The sequence below is a fragment of the Brevundimonas bullata genome (assembly GCF_003350205.1).
In the GTDB taxonomy this organism is placed as follows: Bacteria; Pseudomonadota; Alphaproteobacteria; order Caulobacterales; family Caulobacteraceae; genus Brevundimonas; species Brevundimonas bullata.
Genome location: NZ_QLLC01000008.1, coordinates 95,146 through 115,496 on the forward strand (window position 1 = coordinate 95,146; position 20,351 = coordinate 115,496).

The following is a 20,351-nucleotide window of genomic DNA, read 5'->3' on the forward strand; positions in this document are numbered from 1 at the left end:
TTTTCTTGTCTGCCCCTTTCCTCCCCACTCTGTGGGGAGGGGGACCGCGAAGCGGTGGAGGGGGCGGCGCAAACGCCCGCCGTCGAGACACCCCCTCCGTCACGGCCGCTACGCGTCCGCGCCACCTCCCCATGAAATGGGGAGGAAAGCGCACCGTCATCTCACCCCCGCAGCTCCCGCCGCAGCACCTTGCCCACCGGCGTCTTGGGCAGGGGCTCAGCTCTGAACTCCACCAGACGCGGCACCTTGTAGGCCGTCAGCTGCGCCCGGCAGTGGGCGATCAGCATCTCCGCCGTCAGCTCGGGCGAGCGCGGCACGACCACGATCTTGATCCGTTCGCCCTGCACCGGATCGGGCACGCCGACCGCCGCCACCTCCTCGACCAGAGGATGGCTGGCCACCACATCCTCGATCTCGCCCGGATAGACGTTGAAGCCCGAGACCAGGATCATGTCCTTGATCCGGTCCACCAGCCGCACCCGGCCATTGGCCTGCATCACCCCGACGTCGCCGGTCGCCAGCCAGCCGTCCGCCGAAATGGCCTTTGCCGTCTCGTCCGGCCTTTGCCAGTAGCCCAGCATGACCTGGGGCCCGCGCACGCACAGCTCGCCCGGCTCGTCGATCCCGGCCCAGGTTCCGTTCTCGCGCCGCATCCGCACCTCGGTCGAGGGCACCGGCAGACCCACGGTGCCGTCAAAGCCCATGCGTTCCGGGTGCGCCAGATCAACAAGGCCGATGCAGACCACCGGCGAGGTTTCGGTCAGGCCGTAGCCGTCCACCAGGGGCGCCCCCGTCACCGCCTCCCACTCCTCGGCCACCACCTTCTGCGTCGCCATGCCCCCGGCGATGGTCAGCTTCAGGTCCGAGAAGTCGCGATTGCGGAACGCCTCGGTCTTCAACAGGCTGGAAAACAGGGTGTTCAGCCCCGTCATGCCGACGAAGCGCTCCTTCCTCAGGATCCATTCCACGCGTTTTGAATCGCGCGGATTGGCGATCAGGATGTTCCGTCCCCCCGCCCCGGTGAACATCATCAGGTTCGCCGTCAGGGAGAAGATATGATAGAGTGGCAGCATGGTGACGTTGCCGATCACCTCGCCCTGATCGATCTGATCCAGCACCCAGGCGCGGCCTTGCAGGGTATTGGCCAGGATGTTGCGGTGGGTCAGCATGGCCCCCTTGGCCACCCCCGAGGTGCCCCCCGTATATTGCAGGAAGGCCAAGTCCTCCGGCTTGGTTTCGACCGGCTTCAGGGTCAGACGCCGCGCCCGCCGCATCAGGGCCTTCCAGCGATGCGCGTCCGGCAGACGCCAGGCCGGAACCAGCTTCTGCACGTGGCGCATCATGGCGCTGACGGCGACGCCCTTCAGGCCCGGCATCATGTCGCCCATCGCCGTGACGACGACGTGACGAACCTGGGTCCCCTCGCGCGCCTGCTCCAGCGTCTTGGCGAACATGTCCATCACCACGATGGCGACCGCGCCGCTGTCCTTCAGCTGGTGCTGCAGTTCGCGCGGCGTGTAGAGCGGGTTGACGTTGACCACCACGGCGCCGGCGAACAGGACGCCGAACAGGGCCGTCGGATACTGCAGGCCGTTGGGCATCATCAACGCCACTCGGTCGCCGGGCTGGACCCCGACCGATTGCAGCCAGGCGCCGAAGGCCTTGGCCGCGCTCAGCACCTGGCCATAGGTCAGGGCCGTGCCCAGGCTGACGTAGCCGGGACGTTCGGCGAAGCGGCGCGAGTCCGCCTCGAACATCTGCTGCACCGAGGTCCAGCGCGTCAGCTCATCCTCGATGCAGGCCGGCACCCCGGTGCGGTAATGGGCGGTCCAGAACCGCTCGGCCCACAGCCGGTCCGCCTCGGCGGAAGCGGCGCTCTCGACAGCCAGATCGCTCATTTCTCCACCACCGCCACCACGCCCTGACCGCCCGCCGCGCAGATCGAGATCAGGCCGCGCCCGCCGCCGCGCCGGTCGATCATGGTCGCCAGATTGGCCAGGATGCGCCCCCCCGTCGCCGCGAACGGATGCCCCGCCGCCAGCGAGCCGCCGTTGACGTTCAGCCGGCTCATGTCGATGGCCCCCGGCGCACGCTCCAGCCCCAGACGGGTGCGGGCATAGTCCTCGTCCTGCCACGCCTTCAGGGTGCACAGGACCTGGGCGGCGAAGGCCTCGTGGATTTCATAGAGGTCGAACTCCTGCAGGCTGAGCCCCAGCCTGGCCAGCATCCGCGGCACGGCGTAGGCGGGCGCCATCAGCAGCCCCTCGTCGCCCTTCACAAAGTCCACCGCCGCCGTCTCGCCGGTACGCAAGTAGGCCAGAACCGGCAGGCCGCGCGCCTTGGCCCAGTCCTCGCTGGCCAGCAACACGGTCGAGGCCCCGTCGGTCAGGGGCGTCGAATTGGCCGCCGTCAGCGTGCCGTTCACCCGGTCGAACACCGGCTTCATCGTCGCCAGTTTCGCCGGATCGATGTCGGGCCTCAGGTTGTTGTCGCGATTCAATCCCCGGAACGGCGTCACCAGGGTGTAGAACAGCCCGGCCTCCCAGGCGGCGGCGGCGTTGCGGTGACTGGCCACGGCCAGGGCGTCCTGATCCTCGCGCGGAATGGCCCAGCGCTTGGCCATCTGCTCGCAGCTATCGCCCATCGACAGGCCGGTGCGCGGCTCAGCGTTGCGCGGCGGCTCTGGCTTGAAGGGGGCGCTCAGACCGGCCCCCAGCAGGGCCTTGATCCGCCCGCCTGTGGTCTTCTCGCGGTTGGCGGCCAACAGCGCCTTGCGGAACTTTTCATTGAGCCCGATCGGCGCGTCCGAGGTGGTGTCCACCCCGCCCGCGATGCCGACTTCGATCTGGCCCAGGGCGATCTTGTTGGCCACCAGAATGGCCGCCTCCAGCCCGGTGCCGCAGGCCTGGCTGACGTCATAAGTCGGGGTGTCGTGGCCAATGGTGGTGTCCAGCAGGCTCTCGCGGGTCAGGGCGATATCGCGCGACAGCTTCAGCACCGCCCCCGCCGCCACCTCGCCCAGCCGCAGGCCATGCAGATCGTAGCGGTCGGCCAGCCCCTGCAACGCCGCCGTCAGCATCTCCTGATTGGAGGCCTCGGCATAGGCGGTGTTGGACCGCGCAAAAGGAATGCGATTGCCGCCGAGAATGGCGACCCGGCGCGGCGCGGACGAGGTCAGCATGCAACAGAATCCTCAGACGAAAGGGTCAGCCGACCCCGGAGATGGGCGCGGGCGCCGGTCGCTTCGCGCACCTCGAAATCACGGAGATCACCAGCAGGCCCGGCGTAGAGCCCCGCCTGTCCCGGCAGGAAGAGCGGCGCGCGAAAGGCGACCTCGATCTCGGCGGCGTCCAGCGGCGCAGGCGGCGACAGGGCGGCGACGGCCCGCGCCTTGGTCCACATCCCATGAGCAATGGCGCGGCGAAAGCCGAACAGCCGCGCCCCCAGGGCCGAGGTGTGGATCGGATTGGCGTCGCCCGAAACGCGCGCATAGCGACGGCCCATATCGGCGGGAACGGTCCAGGTCTCGACCAGCCGGTCGGCCTCGTCGCCGGTCAGCACCGGCGTCGGATCGCCCTGCCCGCAACGCCCGAGCCGCAGATAGACGCTCACCCCCTCCCACACCGTCTCGCCGTCGCGCGTCGCTGTGGTCTCCAGCGTAAAGGCCTGCCCCTTGTCGTGGGCCAAAAACCGCCCCGCCCGCGCCGTCAGCGTCAGCCGGTCGCCGAGGTTCAGCCGGGCGTGCTGACGAATGCGGTTGTGCAGATGCACCAGCCCCACAGCCGGATAGGGGAAGTCCGCGCCCAGCATCAGCCGCATCTGCAGCGGAAAGGCCAGGATGTGCGGCCAGGTGATCGGCACCCCCTGTTCGGGCGCAAAGCCGCAGAGGTCGGCATAGGCGGCGACCGTCTCGGCCTCCAGCATGACCTCGCGCTGCAAGAGGCGTTGCGGCAGGGCCGCCTCGTCCGGCTTGCCGCGCAGCATCCCTCGCAGCGCCCCGCCGACCACCGCCGCGCCCGACAGAGGGGCATCGATCTGCTCGATCGCCGCCGTCATGCGCCCAGCAGGCTCTGGCCGCAGACGCGCACCACCTGCCCGTTGACGCCGCCGGACGCCGGGTGCGCCAGCCAGGCGATGGTCTCGGCCACGTCGACCGGATGACCGCCCTGCCCCATGCTGTTCATGCGCCGCCCGGCCTCGCGGATGGCGAAGGGAATGGCGGCGGTCATCTGGGTCTCGATGAAGCCGGGGGCCACGGCGTTGATGGTGATCCCCTGCCCCGCCAGCTTCGGTGCCAGCCGCCGCACCGCCCCGATCCAGGCTGCCTTGGACAGGGCGTAGTTGCTCTGGCCCATATTGCCGGCGATGCCGCTCAGCGAGGACACGGCGATAATCCGCCCGTTGGGGCGCATCCCTCCGCCCTCGACCAGGCCGCGGGTGATGGCCAGGGGCGCCGACAGGTTGACCGCCATGACGCTGTCCCACTCGCGCGGCTCCATCCGGGCGAGGGTGCGGTCGCGGGTGATGCCGGCGTTGTGGACCACCACGTCATAGCCGCCGCGCGCCAGAGCATCAGCGAGAATGGCCTCGGCGGCGTCGGGCGCCGTGATGTCCAGCGCCAGCGCGTCCACGCCCAGTTCGGCCGACAAGGCGGACAGCCCCTCGGCGGCGCCCGCCACGTCCAGGGCGACGACCTGCGCCCCGTCGGCCACGAAAAGGCGGGTAATGGCCTCCCCGATGCCGCGCGAGGCGCCCGTCACCAGCACGCGACGGCCCTTGTGCCCCGCCCCCGGTTCGCTGGTCGCGACCGGCGCGGCCACGCGGATCGCCTGGCCCGAGACATAGGCCGAGCGCGGCGACAGCAGGAAATCCAGCGTGCTCCCGGCGGCGTCCTCGCCCCCCGGCGCGACATAGAGCAGATGGACGCCGATGCTGCGCCGCGCCTCCTTGGCCAGAGATCTGACAAAGCCCTCCAGCCCGCGCTGGATCGCCTCGCCCTCGGCGTCGGCCATCAGCTCGGGCGTCGTGCCGATCACCACGATGCGGCCATGTTCTGCCACCGAACGGATGGCCTGGTGGAAGAAGCGATAGAGCCCCTGGGCCGCAGCCGCGTCGCCGCAGCCCGAGGCGTCGAACACCAGGCCGCCATAGCGCACGTCGGGCGACCATTCGACATGGGTCTTCTGACCCGCCGTCCCCGCCAGCCGCCCCAAGGTCGTCGCCAGACGCCCGTCTGTGTCCGGCCCCAGCAACAGAGGCCCGACCAGGCCCGCCCCCGCCTCGGCGCGACGACGCAAGGGCGCCGGGCGCGGCAGGCCCAGCGCCCCCGTCAGCCAGCCGCCGACGCCGGAGTTGGCGAAGTCCAGATACCGATCGCTCATCAGGCCGCCTTCTTCGTCGTCTTGCGGGGTGCGATTTCCGCCGCCTGTCGCCGCTCCAGCCCGGCGGCGATGTCGAAGTCGGCGGGGAAATCGTCCACCTGGATGGCCTGATCGGCATAGACCGCGAAACGGGCGATGGCGGCGCGCTCCTCGGCGGTGATCAGGTCCAGCCCCTCGGCCTTCGCCGCCCAGGCGTTCAGCAGGGTCAGGTTCTGCGGGGCGCGAGCGATGCGGCCCGCGCGGATGGCGTCCTTCAGCCGCCGCTCGATGGCCTCGACCTGGGGATAGAGGTCAAAGGCGACGAGGGTCGCGGCGATGGGATCAACCTCGATCCGCGCCGTCCACGACCCGGCGACCAGGCGGTCGCGGGCCGGTCCATGCTGCTGGATCAGACCGGCCACAGCGGCGGCGCAGGCGTCGTCCGGCCCCGAGGCCTTCAGCCCGAACGGCGCCCCGACCAGTTTCAGGAACAGGGCCGCGCCCCGGTTCGGGTGATTGGCCAGCAGGTCCCGCCACGCCGTTCCCGCCCGCGCCAGGGCGTCCTGCGCCGCCCAGTGGACGAAGGGCAGATCTTCGCTCGGACGGCCCTCGTCCTCGAACCGCTTCAGCACGCTGGACAGGATGAAGAGCTGGGACAGGATGTCGCCCATCCGCCCGGTCATGGCGCCCTTGCGCTTCAGCGCACCGCCGACGGTGGCCATCGACAGGTCCGACGCCAGGGCCAACAGGGTCGAGAGCCGCGTCGCCGCGCGGTAGTAGCGCCTCAACTGCGGGGCCGCCCCGCCCGGCGCGGCGATCAACCGCCCGCCCGTCAAGCTGAAGACCAGGGCCCGCGCCATGTTGCGGAACAGGAAGCCGACATAGCCGAACAGGGCCGCGTCGAACGGCTTGAGCTCGCCCGCCCCCGCCGTCCGCATCAGGGTCAGGACATAGGGATGGCAGCGGATGGCGCCCTGGCCATAGATGATCAGGGTCCGGGTCATGATGTTGGCGCCCTCGACGGTGATGGCGACCGGAATCTGCTGATAGGCGCGGGCCAGGAAGTTGCCGGGCCCCATGCAGACGCCCTTGCCGCCGACCACGTCCATGCCGTCATTGATGATGAGGCGGGCGCGCTCGGTGACGTGATACTTGGCGATGGCCGAGACGACCGAGGGCTTCTCGCCCTGATCCAACGCCGCCGCCGCCAGACGCCGCACGGCGTCCGTGGCGTAGAGATGCCCGGCCATGCGGGCCAAGGCCTCCTGCACGCCCTCGAAGGCGCCGATGGGTTGATTGAACTGACGACGGATGGCGACGTAGGCCCCGACCATGCCCACGGCCAGCTTGGACATGCCGACATTGGACGACGGCAGGGAGATGGCGCGGCCCGCGGCCAGACATTCCATCAGCATCCGCCAGCCGTTCCCGACCTGCTCGCGCCCGCCGATGACCATATCCATCGGCACGAAGACATCGTCGCCCGTGGTCGGCCCGTTCTGGAAGACCGCATTCAGCGGCCAGTGGCGACGGCCGATCTCGACCCCCGGATGATCGCGCGGGATCAGGATGCAGGTGATGCCCGGCTCAGCCTCAGTCCCCAGCAGGCCGTCAGGATCGGTCGCCCGGAAGGCCAGACCCAGCACCGTCGCAACCGGGGCCAGGGTGATGTAGCGCTTGCGCCAACTGATGCGGAACCCGAGCGTCTCCTCGCCCTGCCACATCCCCTTGCAGACCACGCCCGTGTCGGTGATCGAGGCGGCGTCGGATCCGGCATAGGGATTGGTCAGGGCGAAGCAGGGGATTTCCTCGCCGCGCGCCAGACGCGGCAGATAGTGGTTCTTCTGGTCTTCCGTGCCGTAGTGCAGCAGCAGCTCCGCCGGACCGAGCGAGTTGGGCACCATGACCGAAACCGCCGCCGCCGAGCAGCGCGTCGACAGCTTCTGGATCACCTGGCTGTGGGCATAGGCGGAAAAGCCGAGACCGCCGTAGGCCTTGGGAATGATCATGCCCAGGAAACCCTTGTCCTTGGCGTAGGCCCAGGCCTCGGGCGACAAGTCCTGCCAGACCGAGGTGGTCTCCCAGTCGTTGGTCAGATCGCACAGATGCTCGGCCTCATTGTCGAGGAAGCTCTGCTCCTCGGCGGTCAGCCTCGGCGCGGGCGTGGCCAGCAGCCGCTTCCAGTCCGGCTTGCCCGCGAACAGTTCGGCGTCCCACCAGACGCCGCCGGCCTCGACCGCCGCCTGTTCGGTCGGGCTCATCTTCGGCATGATCCGGCGGAAGCCCGCCATGGCCGGGCGCGACAGGACGGCGCGGCGCAGGGGCGTGAGCGTCAGCAGCAGCAGCACCGGCGCGGCTGCCGCCGCCATGATCGCCGCCGTCGTCGGCGCGATCAGCTCCGCCCCCCAGCCCGCCGCGATCCAGGCGGCGGCGGCGACGCTCCAGATCGTCATCCGCGCCTGCACCAGGGTCAGGATGAAGGCCCCCAGGGCCAGTGCGCCAATCCAGATCAGCATGGTCGGTCTTCCCCTCGCCGACACGGTCCCCCCGTCGGCCTCTCGCGTTACAGTCGTCGGTCGTCAGCGGGCGGCGGTGTCAGCGCGCCCGCGTCCAGTTCTGGGTCCGGCACAGCATCCGGGCGATGCAGCCCCGCACCGCCAGCCGGTCGGGCTCGACCAGGGTCAGCGTCCCCGTCGCCGCCCCCTGACCGCTGTCCGGGTCGTAGAGCGGTCCGGCGTTCCACACGCGCGGCCCGCCGGACGCCGCCCGCAGCACCGTCAACCCCTTGATCGGTCGGGTCCGCAGGGCCGGGTCGCGATTGCGCACATCGCGCTGATCCGGGTTGGCGCGCAGGGCGGCGGCGTCCACCACCTTGGCGCACAGGGCCGCGCCGCAACGCTCGATGGCGACGACGCCGTTCTGGGCCGGCGTGCGCCAGCGCCCCAGCAGGGCCTCGTCCTGCGCCATCACCGGCGAGGCGACCCCGGCGACGAGAGCAGCAGCCAGAACCCCCGCGCGCCCCCTCATCCCTTGCCGCCATGATAGGCGTTGCGGACCGCAGGCGGCACGCGCTGATAGATGGTCGGCGTCGGGATCTTCAGGCGACGGCGGGCGACGTCCAGCGGCTCGGCGAACAGGCGCTCATAGTCCTCGCCCGGCAGCCAGGCGGCGCGACGCCCGTCGCGCCAGGCCTGGAAGACGGCCCGCGCGCAAGGGTATCCGGTGCGGGCGCGCATGAACTGCACCGCTATGCCCGAGGCGATCAGGCCGAAGCCGGCGCTGCGCGTCTGCGGCAGCGAAAACGCCACCACACAGGCCTCGCCCAGAGCATCGGCCTGATAGCCGGTCAGGACGTGCCAGATGTCATGCACGTCGCGCATCCGGCGCGCGAACCAGGCGCGCGGGTGGGCCGCCTCGATCTCGCTGTCGGCGATCTTGCGGCTCTCTTCGGCCAGGCCATAGGCCGAGAAGTTCTGCGCGTCGATGAAGTCGCGATAGGCGGCGCCGACCGTTCCCGACGCGAACTGAGCCAGCCAGGCCCGGTCCTGCAATCGGTCCGCCAGCTCGAGCCGACGATAGGCCTGGGCCCCGCCTTCCGGCGTTTCCAGCAGACGACTGTAGCCCCAGTCGGGCGAACGCCCCGACAGGGCGTTCATGATTTCGAACACCTGTTCGGTGTCGTCCTTGTCCGCCACCAGGCGGCGCATGGCGCGCAGGGCGCGGATCGGCTGAACGCGAGAGGCGGTCAGTTGCGACGGCTGGCGGGCGAAGGCGTCAGCGGTCAGGTCGAAAGCGGGGAGGCTTGAGACGGCTTGCACTTGCGGGTTCCTTTGCGGAAGCCTAGAACGACGAACTATCTACATGAATGTCATTTACACATATGTCAATTGCCAAGCTCGAAAAACCGCGCCGTCGCCGTCGCGCGCCTGATGAGGCCCGCCGCGAGGCCGTGGACGCCGCCCGCGCCCTGCTGTTGTCGGGCGGTCCCACGGCAGTGACCCTGTCGGCGGTGGCGGCGGACATCGGCGTCACCCACGCCAATCTGATCCACCATTTCGGCTCGGCCGCCGGCCTGCAGTCGGCGCTGATGGGCTCGATGGTGGCGGACCTGGGTCAGGCGCTGGAAACGGCGGTGACGCGGCTGCGCACCGACGACGGCGCGCCGATGGAGCTGATCAACGCCGTGTTCGACGCCTTCGCTGAAGGCGGCGCCGGACGGCTGGCGGCCTGGATCGCCCTGTCCGGCGACCTGACCCATCTGGACCCGGTGCGCGACGCGGTGAACAATCTGGTCAACGCCATCGCCGAGAAGATGGGCGACGACGGCGAGGCGCGCGAGCGCATCGGCTCGGCGGTCCTGTTCATCGCCCTCAGCGCCTTCGGCGAAGCCCTGATCGGCCCGCCGCTGCGCGCCATGCTGGACCAGCCCGACGACGCCGGCCGCAAGGTGGTGGCCAGCCTGCTGCCCAGCTTCATCAGGAAGCCTTCGCCCGAGGCCTGACGCCGCGGCCCCATTGCAACCCATTGCATAATGTCGGGATCGCGATACTAGTTATGCAACTGATTGCATAACTAGGCCGCCGCCATGCCCTATCCCGAACTGCTCAAGCCGCTCGACCTCGGCTTCACCACGCTGAAGAACCGGGTGCTGATGGGGTCGATGCACGTCGGGCTGGAGGAGGTCGAGCACGGCTTCGAGCGCATGGCCGCCTTCTACGCCGAGCGGGCGCGCGGCGAGGTCGGGCTGATCGTCACCGGCGGCATCTCGCCCAACGAGCACGGACGCCCCATGCCCTGGGGCGCCAAGCTGACCACCGAGGAGGAGGCCGAACATCATCGCCTCGTCACCGCCGCCGTCCACGCCGAGGGCGGCAAGATCGCCTTGCAGATCCTGCATTTCGGCCGCTACGCCTACCATCCGGACCTGGTCGCGCCCTCGGCCATCCAGGCCCCGATCACCCCGTTTGCTCCCCACGCCCTGACCGGCGAGGAGGTCGAGCAGACCATCACCGATTTCGTCAACTGCGCCGCCCTGGCCCAGTCAGCCGGTTATGACGGCGTCGAGGTCATGGGGTCCGAGGGCTATCTGATCAACGAATTCATCGCCGCCCGCACCAACCAGCGCGACGACGAATGGGGCGGCTCGTACGAGAACCGCATCCGCCTGCCGCTTGAGATCGTGCGCCGCACCCGCGAGCGCGTAGGCCCCAACTTCATCATCATCTACCGCCTGTCGATGCTGGACCTCGTCGAGGGCGGCTCGACCGCCGAAGAAGTGGTGCATCTGGCCAAGGCCATCGAGGCGGCGGGCGCCACCATCCTCAACACCGGCATCGGCTGGCACGAAGCCCGCATCCCCACCATCGCCACCAGCGTCCCGCGCGCCGCCTTCGCCTGGGTGACGAAACGCCTCAAGGGCGAGGTCTCCATCCCCCTGGTCGCCACCAACCGCATCAATACGCCCGAGGTGGCCGAGCGCCTGCTGGCCGAGGGCTATTGCGACATGGTGTCGATGGCCCGCCCCCTGCTGGCCGACCCCGCGTTTGTGCGCAAGGCGCGCGAGAACCGCGCCGACGAGATCAACACCTGCATCGGCTGCAACCAGGCCTGTCTGGACCATACGTTTGCGGGCAAGATCACCTCCTGCCTGGTCAATCCGCGCGCCTGTCACGAGACCGAACTGGTCATCGCCCCGACCGAAACGCCCCGCAAGATCGCCGTCGTCGGCGCCGGTCCCGCCGGGCTCAGCTTCGCCGTCACCGCCGCCGAACGCGGCCACGACGTCACCCTGATCGAGGCCGCGAGCGAGGTGGGCGGCCAGTTCAACATCGCCCGCAAGATCCCCGGCAAGGAGGAGTTCGGCGAGACCCTGCGCTACTTCCGCAAGCAGTTGGACCTGACCGGGGTCAAGGTCCGCCTCAACACCCGCGCCGAGGCTGAGGATCTGGCCGACGAAGGCTTCGACGAGATCGTCCTGGCCACCGGCGTGACCCCGCGCACGCCCGAGATCGACGGCGTCGACCACCCCAAGACCCTGTCCTACCTCGACGTCCTGCGCGACGAGGTTCCTGTTGGAAAGTCTGTCGCCGTCATCGGCGCCGGGGGCATCGGCCACGACGTCAGCGAATATCTGGTCGAGCGGCATGCGCCGCCGTCGATCGACCGCTTCTTCCGCACCTGGGGCGTCGATCCCGACTACCGCACCGCCGGGGGCCGCACCGCGCCCCAGGTCGAACCGGCGGAGCGTCAGGTCTTCCTGATGCAGCGCTCGACCGGCAAGGTCGGCGAACGCCTGGGTCGCACCACCGGCTGGATTCACCGCGCCGCGCTGAAGATGCACGGCGTCGTCACCGCCAGCGGCGTCGCCTATCGCCGCATCGACGACGACGGCCTGCACGTGACCATCGACGGCGCTGAAAAGACCCTGCCGGTCGACCACGTCGTCATCTGCGCCGGTCAGGACCCCCTGCGCGACCTGCACGACGCCCTGGTCGCGCGCGGCTGCTCGGTCCACCTGATCGGCGGCGCGGACGTGGCCGCTGAACTGGACGCCAAGCGCGCCATCGATCAGGGCGTGCGCCTGGCCGCCGCTCTCTGAGGAAGGAAAAGCTCATGACGCCGACCCTGCATCCCGCCGCCGCCGCTTCGCTCACCAAGTGGCATCAGATGGTCGCCGCCCAGGACCTGGGGGGCTTGCGCGCCATCACCCATCCCGAGGCCGTCTTCCGCTCCCCGGTCGCCCACAAGGCCTATCACAGCGCCGAGGCCGTGGTTCTGGCGGTCAGCACCGCCGCCAGCGTCTTCTCCGACTTCGCCTACCACCGCGAAGCCGCCACCGCCGACGGCCTCAGCGTGGTGCTGGAGTTCAGCGCCAAGGTCGCAGACAAGAGCGTCAAGGGCATCGACTTCATCCGCTTCGACGAAGACGGCCGGATCGTCGACTTCGAGGTCATGATGCGCCCGCTGAGCGGGGTTCAGGCCATGGCCGAAGAAATGGGCCAACGCCTCGGCGCCCTCCTGCCCGCCTTCAAGGCCCAGGGCTGAACCCCACACCACGATCGTCACCCTCGGGCTTGTCCCGAGGGCCTATCGTTCCGCCATGCACCTCGGATCACCATGGCGGCGCAGCGCTCGAAGTCGCCATGGCCCCTCGGGACAAGCCCGAGGGTGACGGCGGAAGCTCTAAACGGGATAGGTCTCGGGGCTGGCGCCCAGCACTTCGCCGGCCAGATACAGCGAGCCGCAGATGACCACGCGGCCCGCGCCCAGGGCCAGGGCCCGGTCCAGCGCCTCGCTCACCGAGCCCGCCGCCATGGCCCCGAAGCCGCGCCCCTGGGCCACCGCCGCCAGGGCCGCCGGGTCCGCCGCCGCGCCGTCAAAGCCGACGGTGAAGACCTGGGCGTCCACGCCCTTCAGGGCCTCGAAGAAACCGCCCGCATCCTTGTTGGCCAGCATGGCCACGATAAGCGCCAGGGGGCGCGGCGCCCTTGCCTGACGCTCGGCCAGGGTTCGGGCCATGGCCCGTCCGGCGTGAGGATTATGCCCGCCGTCCAGCCACAGCTCGGCGTCAGCGGCTTGCGCCCGCTCGGCATAGGGTCCGGCGGTCAGACGCTGCATCCGCGCCGGCCAGCGCACGGCTTTCAAGCCCTCGGCGATAACGGCTTCGGGCAGGTCCAGCTCCAGCGCCGCCGCCACGGCCACGCCCGCATTGTCGAACTGATGCGGCCCGCTCAGCGCCGGGGCCGGCAAGTCGAGGAAGCGCTCCTGATCCTGATAGACCAGCCCGCCGCGCTCGGCCCAGGCGTCGAAATCCACCCCCATGACGGTCAGGGGCGAGTTCACCTCGGCGGCGCGGCGTTCGATCACCGCCATGACGGCTTCGGACTGACGCGCGACGACGCCGCGCGCCCCGGCTTTCAAAATGCCCGCCTTCTCGGCGGCGACGCCCTCGATCTTGTCGCCCAGGAATTCGGCGTGATCCAGATCGACCGGGGTGATGACGCTGAGCAGGGGCCGGTCGATGACGTTGGTGGCGTCCAGCGAGCCGCCCAGCCCCACCTCGATGATGGCCAGATCGGCGGGGGTCTCGCTCATGGCCAGGAAGGCGGCGGCGGTCGTGCTCTCGAACACGGTGGCCTCGCCCGACACCGCCTCGATGCGATCAAGGATAGCGTTCAACTGATCGTCGCTGATCAGGGTCCCGGCCAGCCGGATGCGCTCGTTGAAGCGCACCAGATGCGGCGAGGTATAGGCATGAACCCGCAGGCCCGCCGCCTCCGCAATGGCGCGGATGAGCGACACGGTCGAACCCTTGCCGTTGGTGCCGGCGACATGGACCACCGGGGGCAACCGATCCTGCGGGTCGCCCAGCGCCGCGCACAATGCCCGCATCCGGTCCAGCGACAGGTCGATGCGCTGGGGATGGCGGGCCAGAAGGCGCTGCGAAATGGGGTCCATGACGGCGCTTACGCCGCCTGGCGCTTGCCGCCCATCAGCATGGACATGATCTGGCCGAGCGTCTTGGGCAGATCGCCGCGCGCCACGACCTTGTCGACCATGCCCTTGCCCTGCAGATACTCGGCGCGCTGGAAGCCCGGCGGCAGTTTCTCGCGGATCGTGGTCTCGATCACGCGCGGACCGGCGAAGCCGATCAGGGCGTTCGGCTCGGCCAGGTGAACATCGCCCAGCATGGCGTAGGAGGCGGTCACGCCCCCCGTGGTCGGGTCGGTCAGGACGACGATATAGGGCAGCTGCGCCGCCTTCACCTCCTGCACCGCCAGGGTGGTGCGGGCCATCTGCATCAGGCTCAGCGCGCCTTCCTGCATCCGTGCGCCGCCGGCGGCGGTGAAGCAGACGAAGGGCACGCCGCGCTTCACGGCTTCACGGGCGGCGGCGATGAAGGCCTCGCCCGCCGCCATGCCCAGAGACCCGCCCATGAAGGTGAAGTCCTGCACGATGACGACCGCGGCCACGCCGTCGATCTTGCCGAAACCGATGGCCATGGTGTCCTTGCGGCCCGCCGCCTTGCGCGCGGCGTTGAGGCGCTCGCGATAGGGCTTGCCGTCCGAGAACTTCAGCGGGTCTTCCGGCACGTCCGGGGTGTCGATGCTCTCGAACTTGCCCTCGTCGAAGGTGGCCTTCAGACGGGTCGGGGCGTTGATCCGCATATGGCGGCCCGACGGCGTGACCCAGAGGGCCGCCTCCAGGTCCGTGCGGAACAGCATCTCGCCGCTGTCCGGGTCCTTGACCCACAGATTGTCGGGCGTGTCGCGCCGGCTGACGATCTTGCGGACGCCGGGAGCGAAGCGGGACAGCCAGCCGCCGCGCGGTTTGTTCTCGAGATTCTTATCGGGCATGGGCGCGCCTTTAAACGGTTTCCCCAAGGAAAGCACTAAGGGGCGAAGCACGAGTTCTGGCGGTTTTCACCGCATCGGCCAACGCCTTGACCTTGGCCAGAACGCGAGGGACGGCGGGTTCGTTCGCTTCCAGGGCTGCGGCGACCTCATCGACGAAGACCGAGCCGGCCACCACCGCATCGGCCACGCGGGCGATCTCGGCGGCGCGCTCGGGCGTCCTGACGCCAAAGCCGACGGCGACCGGCAGGCCAGTCGCCTTGCGCACGCGCTCGACGGCGGGGGCGACGTCAGCCGCCACAGCCTCCTTGACCCCGGTCACGCCCGCGACCGAGACGTAATAGACAAAGCCCGAGGTGCCGCGCGCGATCACCTGCAGCCGCTCGTCGTCCGAGGTCGGCGTGGCCAGCCGGATCAGCGACACGCCCTGCGCATCCAGCGCCTCCGCCATGGGCCCGGCCTCTTCCGGCGGGCAGTCGACCACGATCAACCCGTCCACGCCCGCCTCGGCGGCGTCGCGGGCGAAGGCCTCGTAGCCGTAGCTTTCGACCGGGTTCAGATAGCCCATCAGGATGACCGGCGTGGCGTCGTCGCCTTTACGGAACTCCGCCACCAGATCCAGCGTGCCGCGCAGGGTCATCCCCGCCGCAAGCCCGCGCAGGGCCGCGCGCTGGATCGGCGGCCCCTCGGCCATCGGGTCCGAAAAGGCCAGACCCAGTTCGATCAGGTCGGCCCCCGCGGCGGGCAGGCCGCGCAGGATCTCCAGCGCCTCGTCCCGGCTGGGATCGCCGGTCATGACATAGGGAATAAAGCCGGCCCGGCCCTCGGCCTTCAGGGCAGCGAAACGGGCGTCGATACGTGCAGTCGTCATTGATTGTCCTCACCCGTCGCCAGGTCGCCGCAGGTGTCATTACTCAGTGCGATCAGCATTACAGCGGTCTTCGCCGGGTCGGTTTCTCCCTCGACGATGTAGATGAACCCCAGGCCGCTTTCACAGCTGTTCGAGCCGGGCTCCCTCAGGAACCCGAAATCCGCCCCCGGCGCGCGCCCGACGTAGAAACCATCCTGCCTCAGCCCCTCAAACAGAGCGTTCCTTACATCCCGAGCCTTTTCGCGAGGAAAGGTCAGACAGATGAAACGGTCGGAGGTCTCTTCGGGCGTCGGACAGTCCGTGGCGGTCCTGGCGTCGGGAAGTGCAGGCAGCACGAAACTGTCCCGCCAATCGGCTGGCGCGGCGCTTATAGCCACCGCAGCCGTCATCGACGCCAGAAGCATCAGGATTGCGGCGCCGGTTGGCCGGCGCAGACGTCGCCGGGGATGGTGGCGAAGCCGAGGTAGCCGGGCGCGGTCGCCTCAGCCGGCTTGGACTCGTCGTAGAAGGCGATCATCTGCATGCCGTCGCAGCCGCCGGCCTCGCGGCGCTTGATCAGGACCACGCGGTTGTCGTCGCCGGCGGCGGGCAGCCAGCCGTCCTTCTCGAACTGCGCCAGATAGGCCTCGGCCAGATCGCTGACCTGATCCAGTTGCGCGGTGACGCAGAAGGCCGGGCTGCGCACCTGACCGCCGCAGTCGGGCGCAGCGACGGCGGGCGCCAGGACCGGCACCCCGGTCGCGGCGACGCCGGGCCCAAAGGAGGGCGCGGCGGCAGCCGCCGGCGCTTCGGCCTGCGCCGCGACCGGCGCGGCTTGCGTCTTAGCCATCGTCAGGGTCGGCGAAACGGCGACGGCGAGCGCCGCGATCAGAAGACTGTTCATGCTCAAAGCTCCACGCCCAGATGCTTGGCCACGGTAAAGATGTCCTTGTCGCCTCGACCCGACAGGACCAGGACGACGTCGCCGCCCTGCCCCACGTCCTTGGCGATCTCGCCGATGCGCGCCAGGGCGTGCGAAGGCTCCAGCGCCGGGATGATGCCTTCCAGTTTCGACAGCATCTGGAAGGCGTCCAGCGCCTCGTCGTCGGTGGCCGACAGATATTCCCCGCGGCCCAGGTCGTTCAGCCAGGCGTGCTCCGGCCCGATGCCCGGATAGTCGAGACCGGCAGAAATGGAGTGGCCCTCCAGAATCTGACCGTCGGCGTCCTGCAACAGATAGGTGCGGTTGCCGTGCAGCACGCCGGGGCGGCCGCCCTTCAGGCTGGCGGCGTGTTCGGGCGTGTCCAGACCGTGGCCCGCCGCCTCGACGCCGATCAGGCGAACCTCGGCGTCGTCGACGAAGGGGTGGAAGGCGCCGATGGCGTTGGAGCCGCCGCCGATGCAGGCCACCACGGCGTCGGGCAGGCGCCCGATCCGATCCAGCGACTGGCGCTTGATCTCGCGGCCGATCACCGACTGGAAGTCCCGCACCATGGCCGGGTAGGGAGCCGGGCCCGCCGCCGTGCCGATGATGTAATAGGTGTCCTCGACGTTCGTGACCCAGTCGCGCATCGCCTCGTTCATGGCGTCCTTCAGCGTCGCCGCCCCCGCCGTCACCGCCGCGACCTCGGCCCCCATCAGCTTCATGCGGAAGACGTTGGGCTGCTGCCGCTCGACGTCCACCGCGCCCATATAGACCGTGCAGGGCAGGCCGAAACGGGCGCAGACGGTGGCCGAGGCCACGCCGTGCTGACCGGCGCCGGTTTCGGCGATGATCCGCGTCTTGCCCATGCGCCGCGCCAGCAGGATCTGACCCATGCAGTTGTTGATCTTGTGCGCGCCCGTGTGGTTCAGGTCCTCGCGCTTCAGCCAGATCTTCGCCCCGCCGAAGTGATCGGTTAGCCGCTCGGCGAAATAGAGCGGGCTTTCGCGACCGACATAGTGGGTCAGGAAATCGTCCAGCTCGGCCTGGAAGCTCGGATCGGCCTTGGCCGCCTCATAGGCCGCCTGAAGCTCATGGGTCAGAGGCATCAGGGTTTCGGGCACGAAGCGGCCGCCATAGGGACCAAAGCGGCCCTCGGCGTCGGGCCAGGCGTAGGTATTGGGGAGAATTGCGTTCACGAGCGGCAGTCTTTCGCGAGAAGGCGACGAAATCAGGACCGGGATACGGCCTCGAGGAAGGCGTGGATCAAGTCCGCGTCCTTAACACCGGGCGCGCTGTCGACGCCAGAGGAGACATCGACCAAGGGCGCCCCCGAAATCCGCACGGCCTCGGTGATATTTTGCGGCTCCAACCCGCCTGCGAGGAACCAGCGTGCCGGCAGGGCGCGGTTCTGCATCAACGACCAATCGAACGAGGCCCCGACCCCGCCGGGCAGGCTGGAGCCTTCGGGCGGCTTGGCGTCGAACAGCAGATGGTCCGCCACATCGGCCCAATCGGGCACAGACGCGAAGTCGGCCTCGGTCCGGATCGGCAGGGCCTTGATGATCCCCGCCCCGGTCAGCCGCCGCACCTCGGCGGCGCGCTGCGGCGTCTCGTGCCCATGCAGCTGGATCAGGTCGGGCCGCAGGATCAGTCCCACCTCGGTCAGCAGGGCGTCGTCAGGATCAACCAGCACGGCGACGATCTTCGCCTTGCCCCGCGCCCGGTCGAACAGGGTGGCGGCGTGCAGCGGCGGGATATGGCGCGGGCTTTTTTCAAACACCACCGCCCCGACAAAGGCCGCGCCGCCTTCCAGCGCCGCCTCCAGCGTCTCGGGCGTCGTCAGTCCGCAAATCTTGGCCAAGGTCATAAAGGGGAGGTGCGCGAGCGAGGCCGAGAGGTCAAGCGTCGCCCGTCCCTTTCACGCCGTCATCCCGGAAGCGGCGCAGCCGCTATCCGGGACCGCAGGAAGCACTGACGGCGGCGCCTCGGGCGGTCCCGGCTCTCCGCTGACGCTTCGGCCGGGATGACGGCATGGCTTCAGGCGAAGATCCGCTCAATCTCTTCCGGCGTCAGCAGCCGCCACGCCCCCGGCGCCAGATCATCCGGCAAAACCAGCCCGCCCATTCGCTCGCGGTGCAGGGCCTCGACGTGGTTGCCGACGGCGGCGAACATCCGGCGCACCTGATGATAGCGCCCCTCGGTCACGGTCAGCAGGGCCTCGGTCGGCGACACCACCTCCAGAAGGGCCGGCGACAGCGGCTTGTCCTCGTTCTCCAGCACCAGTTCGCCCGAGGCGAACAGCGCGCCTTCCGTTCCGCTCAACGGCCGCGCCAGTGTCGCGCGATAGACCTTGGCCACATGGCGCTTGGGCGAGATTACCCGGTGCAGCAGGTCGCCGTCGTCGGTCAGCAGCAGCAGGCCCGTCGTCTGCTTGTCCAGACGCCCGATGGTCGAGATGGCCGGGTCGCGCCGCTTCCACCGATCCGGCAGGATGTCATAGACCAGCGCCCCGTCTTCCTTGCGCGAACAGGTCATGCCCAGCGGCTTGTTCAGCAGCATGACCAGTCCCTGAACCGGGTCCAGCGGCTCGCCGTCGATCTCCATCCGGCTCGGCAGGTCGGGCGTCACCGGGATGCGTTTCGACACATCCGTCAGATCGACGCCGTCCAGCACGATCCCGCCCGCCTTGCCCATCCGCGCCATCTCGGCCCGCGAGCCGTAGCCCATGGAGCCCAAGAGCTTATCCACCCTGCTTGTTGGGGTCCTACCGCCCTTCGGGCTGCTTGAGGACGTGCTCACTTCACCGCCTCGAAGATCTTGTAGCCGCCCTTGTCGAGCAGCGGCTTCACCCGCTTGAAGGCCGCGTTCAGTTCGGCCTCATAGGGCAGGTGCCGGTTGGCCACCAGCCACAGCACGCCGCCGGTCTTCAGCAGGGCCGCCGCCTGACGGATGAAGTTCTGACCCAGACGCCGATCCTCGGTCCCGCCGTCGTGGAAGGGCGGATTGCTGACGATGAAGTTCAGCTCGCCCTCGGTCGGCAGGGTGCGCACATCGGCCCATTCAAAGCTGACGCGCAGGTCCTCGACGTTCTTCTTCGCCGCTGCGATGGCGCGCCGGTCGATGTCGATCAGACGTAAAGATGTCACCGCCGACGACCGCAGCGCCACCAGCGACAGCGCGCCGAAGCCGCAGCCCAGATCGGCGCCCGCGCCCTTCAGCGGCGGCATGACCCCGGCCAGCAGGGCCGTGCCCGGATCGACCCGGTCCCAGGCGAAGACGCCCGGCTGCGACCAGGCGTCCAGCCCCTCGACCTGCTTCAGGCTGCCCGCCGCAATGGCCGCATCCAGCCCCTCGATCGTTTCGGGCCGCGTGACGATGCAGCGGCGATGGTGGGCCTTGGCCGTCTCGCCGACCTCCAGACCGAAGTCCTTCAACTCCTTGCCCAGACGCGAGCCGCCCTTGCTCTTGTGCGCCATGACGTCGAGCCGTCCGCCGACCTTCAGCGCCCGCAGCGCCATCGCCAGGGTATAGCGCCGCTCCACCACGCCCGGCGGGGCGTAGATCATCGCCTCGTCCACCGAACCTGGGGCGAGGTCTTCCAGAGCGGTCGAGCCGGGGATCAGGGGCGAGGTCTGCAAAGCCCCGGTCGGAACGTCGAACACCGCCGGCGGGCGGCCATAGAGAATGGTGGTCATGGGGCGGGCCTATAACGCTTTCCTCCCTGTTCGCGAAGCGCCCGCGCCTTCGTCATCCCGGGGCTGCGCAGCAGAACCCGGGACCCAGGCGCCTGCTCTTGCGGCGATGCGGCGCCATAGACCTGCCGCCTGGGTCCCGGATCGGCCTGCGGCCGTCCGGGATGACGG

General features: G+C 69.4%; 19 protein-coding genes. 3 read left to right on the forward strand and 16 right to left on the reverse strand.

All coding sequences use genetic code 11. The annotated features are described in order from the left end of the window. Positions 1 to 161 precede the first annotated feature (161 nt). The 7 genes from DXK21_RS05765 to DXK21_RS05795 form a co-directional block, all read right to left on the reverse strand. The gene (locus tag DXK21_RS05765; protein WP_114816819.1) at positions 162 to 1,898 is read right to left on the reverse strand and encodes an AMP-binding protein; all 1,737 of its coding nucleotides are present in this window, start codon (positions 1,896 to 1,898) and stop codon (positions 162 to 164) included. Next, positions 1,895 to 3,181: an acetyl-CoA C-acetyltransferase gene (locus tag DXK21_RS05770; protein WP_114816820.1), complete on the reverse strand. Its 1,287-nt coding sequence runs from the start codon at positions 3,179 to 3,181 to the stop codon at positions 1,895 to 1,897. Before DXK21_RS05770 ends, DXK21_RS05765 begins: the two co-directional genes overlap by 4 nt. Further along, the gene (locus DXK21_RS05775; RefSeq protein WP_114816821.1) at positions 3,175 to 4,056 is read right to left on the reverse strand and encodes a MaoC family dehydratase; all 882 of its coding nucleotides are present in this window, start codon (positions 4,054 to 4,056) and stop codon (positions 3,175 to 3,177) included. The genes DXK21_RS05770 and DXK21_RS05775 overlap by 7 nt, the downstream gene beginning before the upstream one ends. Further along, positions 4,053 to 5,381, reverse strand: coding sequence for a 3-oxoacyl-ACP reductase (locus DXK21_RS05780; RefSeq protein ID WP_114816822.1), 1,329 nt, complete (start codon positions 5,379 to 5,381; stop codon positions 4,053 to 4,055). The genes DXK21_RS05775 and DXK21_RS05780 overlap by 4 nt, the downstream gene beginning before the upstream one ends. Next, entirely contained in the window at positions 5,381 to 7,876 is a 2,496-nt protein-coding gene (locus tag DXK21_RS05785) for an acyl-CoA dehydrogenase (RefSeq protein ID WP_114816823.1), read from the reverse strand. The genes DXK21_RS05780 and DXK21_RS05785 overlap by 1 nt, the downstream gene beginning before the upstream one ends. 79 nt (positions 7,877 to 7,955) lie before the next feature. Next, positions 7,956 to 8,387: a DUF2147 domain-containing protein gene (locus tag DXK21_RS05790; protein WP_114816824.1), complete on the reverse strand. Its 432-nt coding sequence runs from the start codon at positions 8,385 to 8,387 to the stop codon at positions 7,956 to 7,958. Then, positions 8,384 to 9,178 carry a Coq4 family protein gene (locus tag DXK21_RS05795; protein WP_245945122.1) on the reverse strand — a complete coding sequence of 265 codons (795 nt, stop codon included), beginning with the start codon at positions 9,176 to 9,178 and terminating at the stop codon, positions 8,384 to 8,386. Before DXK21_RS05795 ends, DXK21_RS05790 begins: the two co-directional genes overlap by 4 nt. Positions 9,179 to 9,240: 62 nt before the next feature. On the opposite strand from DXK21_RS05795, the gene DXK21_RS05800 reads away from it, so the two are divergent. The 3 genes from DXK21_RS05800 (at position 9,241) to DXK21_RS05810 (ending at position 12,404) form a co-directional block, all read left to right on the forward strand. After that, complete coding sequence (locus DXK21_RS05800) at positions 9,241 to 9,861, forward strand: TetR/AcrR family transcriptional regulator (RefSeq protein WP_114816825.1); 621 nt, start codon at positions 9,241 to 9,243, stop codon at positions 9,859 to 9,861. A gap of 84 nt (positions 9,862 to 9,945) precedes the next feature. Next, positions 9,946 to 11,958 carry an NADPH-dependent 2,4-dienoyl-CoA reductase gene (locus DXK21_RS05805; RefSeq protein ID WP_114816826.1) on the forward strand — a complete coding sequence of 671 codons (2,013 nt, stop codon included), beginning with the start codon at positions 9,946 to 9,948 and terminating at the stop codon, positions 11,956 to 11,958. A 14-nt stretch (positions 11,959 to 11,972) separates the two neighbouring features. Then, positions 11,973 to 12,404 carry a nuclear transport factor 2 family protein gene (locus DXK21_RS05810; RefSeq protein WP_114816827.1) on the forward strand — a complete coding sequence of 144 codons (432 nt, stop codon included), beginning with the start codon at positions 11,973 to 11,975 and terminating at the stop codon, positions 12,402 to 12,404. A gap of 138 nt (positions 12,405 to 12,542) precedes the next feature. On the opposite strand, the gene DXK21_RS05815 is transcribed toward DXK21_RS05810, so the two are convergent. The 9 genes from DXK21_RS05815 to DXK21_RS05855 all read right to left on the reverse strand — a co-directional run bounded on the left by DXK21_RS05815 (position 12,543) and on the right by DXK21_RS05855 (position 20,183). Next, positions 12,543 to 13,817, reverse strand: coding sequence for a bifunctional folylpolyglutamate synthase/dihydrofolate synthase (locus DXK21_RS05815; protein ID WP_114816828.1), 1,275 nt, complete (start codon positions 13,815 to 13,817; stop codon positions 12,543 to 12,545). An 8-nt stretch (positions 13,818 to 13,825) separates the two neighbouring features. After that, a complete protein-coding gene (locus DXK21_RS05820; protein ID WP_114816829.1) occupies positions 13,826 to 14,716 on the reverse strand; it encodes an acetyl-CoA carboxylase carboxyltransferase subunit beta in 891 nt (296 codons plus the stop codon). Between the two features lie 10 nt (positions 14,717 to 14,726). Further along, entirely contained in the window at positions 14,727 to 15,584 is an 858-nt protein-coding gene (trpA, locus tag DXK21_RS05825) for a tryptophan synthase subunit alpha (RefSeq protein WP_114816830.1), read from the reverse strand. Beyond that, positions 15,581 to 15,988: a hypothetical protein gene (locus DXK21_RS05830; protein ID WP_114816831.1), complete on the reverse strand. Its 408-nt coding sequence runs from the start codon at positions 15,986 to 15,988 to the stop codon at positions 15,581 to 15,583. Before DXK21_RS05830 ends, trpA begins: the two co-directional genes overlap by 4 nt. Next, on the reverse strand, positions 15,988 to 16,467 hold the full coding sequence (locus DXK21_RS05835) for a hypothetical protein (RefSeq protein WP_114816832.1): 480 nt from the start codon (positions 16,465 to 16,467) through the stop codon (positions 15,988 to 15,990). Before DXK21_RS05835 ends, DXK21_RS05830 begins: the two co-directional genes overlap by 1 nt. 2 nt (positions 16,468 to 16,469) lie before the next feature. Beyond that, on the reverse strand, positions 16,470 to 17,684 hold the full coding sequence (gene trpB / locus DXK21_RS05840; RefSeq protein WP_162790585.1) for a tryptophan synthase subunit beta: 1,215 nt from the start codon (positions 17,682 to 17,684) through the stop codon (positions 16,470 to 16,472). A 32-nt stretch (positions 17,685 to 17,716) separates the two neighbouring features. Continuing rightward, on the reverse strand, positions 17,717 to 18,355 hold the full coding sequence (locus DXK21_RS05845; protein WP_114816834.1) for a phosphoribosylanthranilate isomerase: 639 nt from the start codon (positions 18,353 to 18,355) through the stop codon (positions 17,717 to 17,719). A 170-nt stretch (positions 18,356 to 18,525) separates the two neighbouring features. After that, positions 18,526 to 19,215, reverse strand: coding sequence for a pseudouridine synthase (locus tag DXK21_RS05850; RefSeq protein WP_114816835.1), 690 nt, complete (start codon positions 19,213 to 19,215; stop codon positions 18,526 to 18,528). A gap of 68 nt (positions 19,216 to 19,283) precedes the next feature. Beyond that, entirely contained in the window at positions 19,284 to 20,183 is a 900-nt protein-coding gene (locus DXK21_RS05855; RefSeq protein WP_114816836.1) for a class I SAM-dependent methyltransferase, read from the reverse strand. Positions 20,184 to 20,351: the final 168 nt, after the last annotated feature.

Excerpts from the sequence above, each read along its gene's own strand:
- DXK21_RS05765 (WP_114816819.1), bottom strand. The coding sequence starts at position 1,898 with ATGAGCGATCTGGCTGTCGAGAGCGCCGCTTCCGCCGAGGCGGACCGG.
- DXK21_RS05770 (WP_114816820.1), bottom strand. The coding sequence starts at position 3,181 with ATGCTGACCTCGTCCGCGCCGCGCCGGGTCGCCATTCTCGGCGGCAAT.
- DXK21_RS05775 (WP_114816821.1), bottom strand. The coding sequence starts at position 4,056 with ATGACGGCGGCGATCGAGCAGATCGATGCCCCTCTGTCGGGCGCGGCG.
- DXK21_RS05780 (WP_114816822.1), bottom strand. The coding sequence starts at position 5,381 with ATGAGCGATCGGTATCTGGACTTCGCCAACTCCGGCGTCGGCGGCTGG.
- DXK21_RS05785 (WP_114816823.1), bottom strand. The coding sequence starts at position 7,876 with ATGCTGATCTGGATTGGCGCACTGGCCCTGGGGGCCTTCATCCTGACC.
- DXK21_RS05790 (WP_114816824.1), bottom strand. The coding sequence starts at position 8,387 with ATGAGGGGGCGCGCGGGGGTTCTGGCTGCTGCTCTCGTCGCCGGGGTC.
- DXK21_RS05800 (WP_114816825.1), top strand. The coding sequence starts at position 9,241 with ATGTCAATTGCCAAGCTCGAAAAACCGCGCCGTCGCCGTCGCGCGCCT.
- DXK21_RS05805 (WP_114816826.1), top strand. The coding sequence starts at position 9,946 with ATGCCCTATCCCGAACTGCTCAAGCCGCTCGACCTCGGCTTCACCACG.
- DXK21_RS05810 (WP_114816827.1), top strand. The coding sequence starts at position 11,973 with ATGACGCCGACCCTGCATCCCGCCGCCGCCGCTTCGCTCACCAAGTGG.
- DXK21_RS05815 (WP_114816828.1), bottom strand. The coding sequence starts at position 13,817 with ATGGACCCCATTTCGCAGCGCCTTCTGGCCCGCCATCCCCAGCGCATC.
- DXK21_RS05820 (WP_114816829.1), bottom strand. The coding sequence starts at position 14,716 with ATGCCCGATAAGAATCTCGAGAACAAACCGCGCGGCGGCTGGCTGTCC.
- trpA (WP_114816830.1), bottom strand. The coding sequence starts at position 15,584 with ATGACGACTGCACGTATCGACGCCCGTTTCGCTGCCCTGAAGGCCGAG.
- DXK21_RS05830 (WP_114816831.1), bottom strand. The coding sequence starts at position 15,988 with ATGCTTCTGGCGTCGATGACGGCTGCGGTGGCTATAAGCGCCGCGCCA.
- DXK21_RS05835 (WP_114816832.1), bottom strand. The coding sequence starts at position 16,467 with ATGAACAGTCTTCTGATCGCGGCGCTCGCCGTCGCCGTTTCGCCGACC.
- DXK21_RS05845 (WP_114816834.1), bottom strand. The coding sequence starts at position 18,355 with ATGACCTTGGCCAAGATTTGCGGACTGACGACGCCCGAGACGCTGGAG.
- DXK21_RS05850 (WP_114816835.1), bottom strand. The coding sequence starts at position 19,215 with ATGGGCTACGGCTCGCGGGCCGAGATGGCGCGGATGGGCAAGGCGGGC.
- DXK21_RS05855 (WP_114816836.1), bottom strand. The coding sequence starts at position 20,183 with ATGACCACCATTCTCTATGGCCGCCCGCCGGCGGTGTTCGACGTTCCG.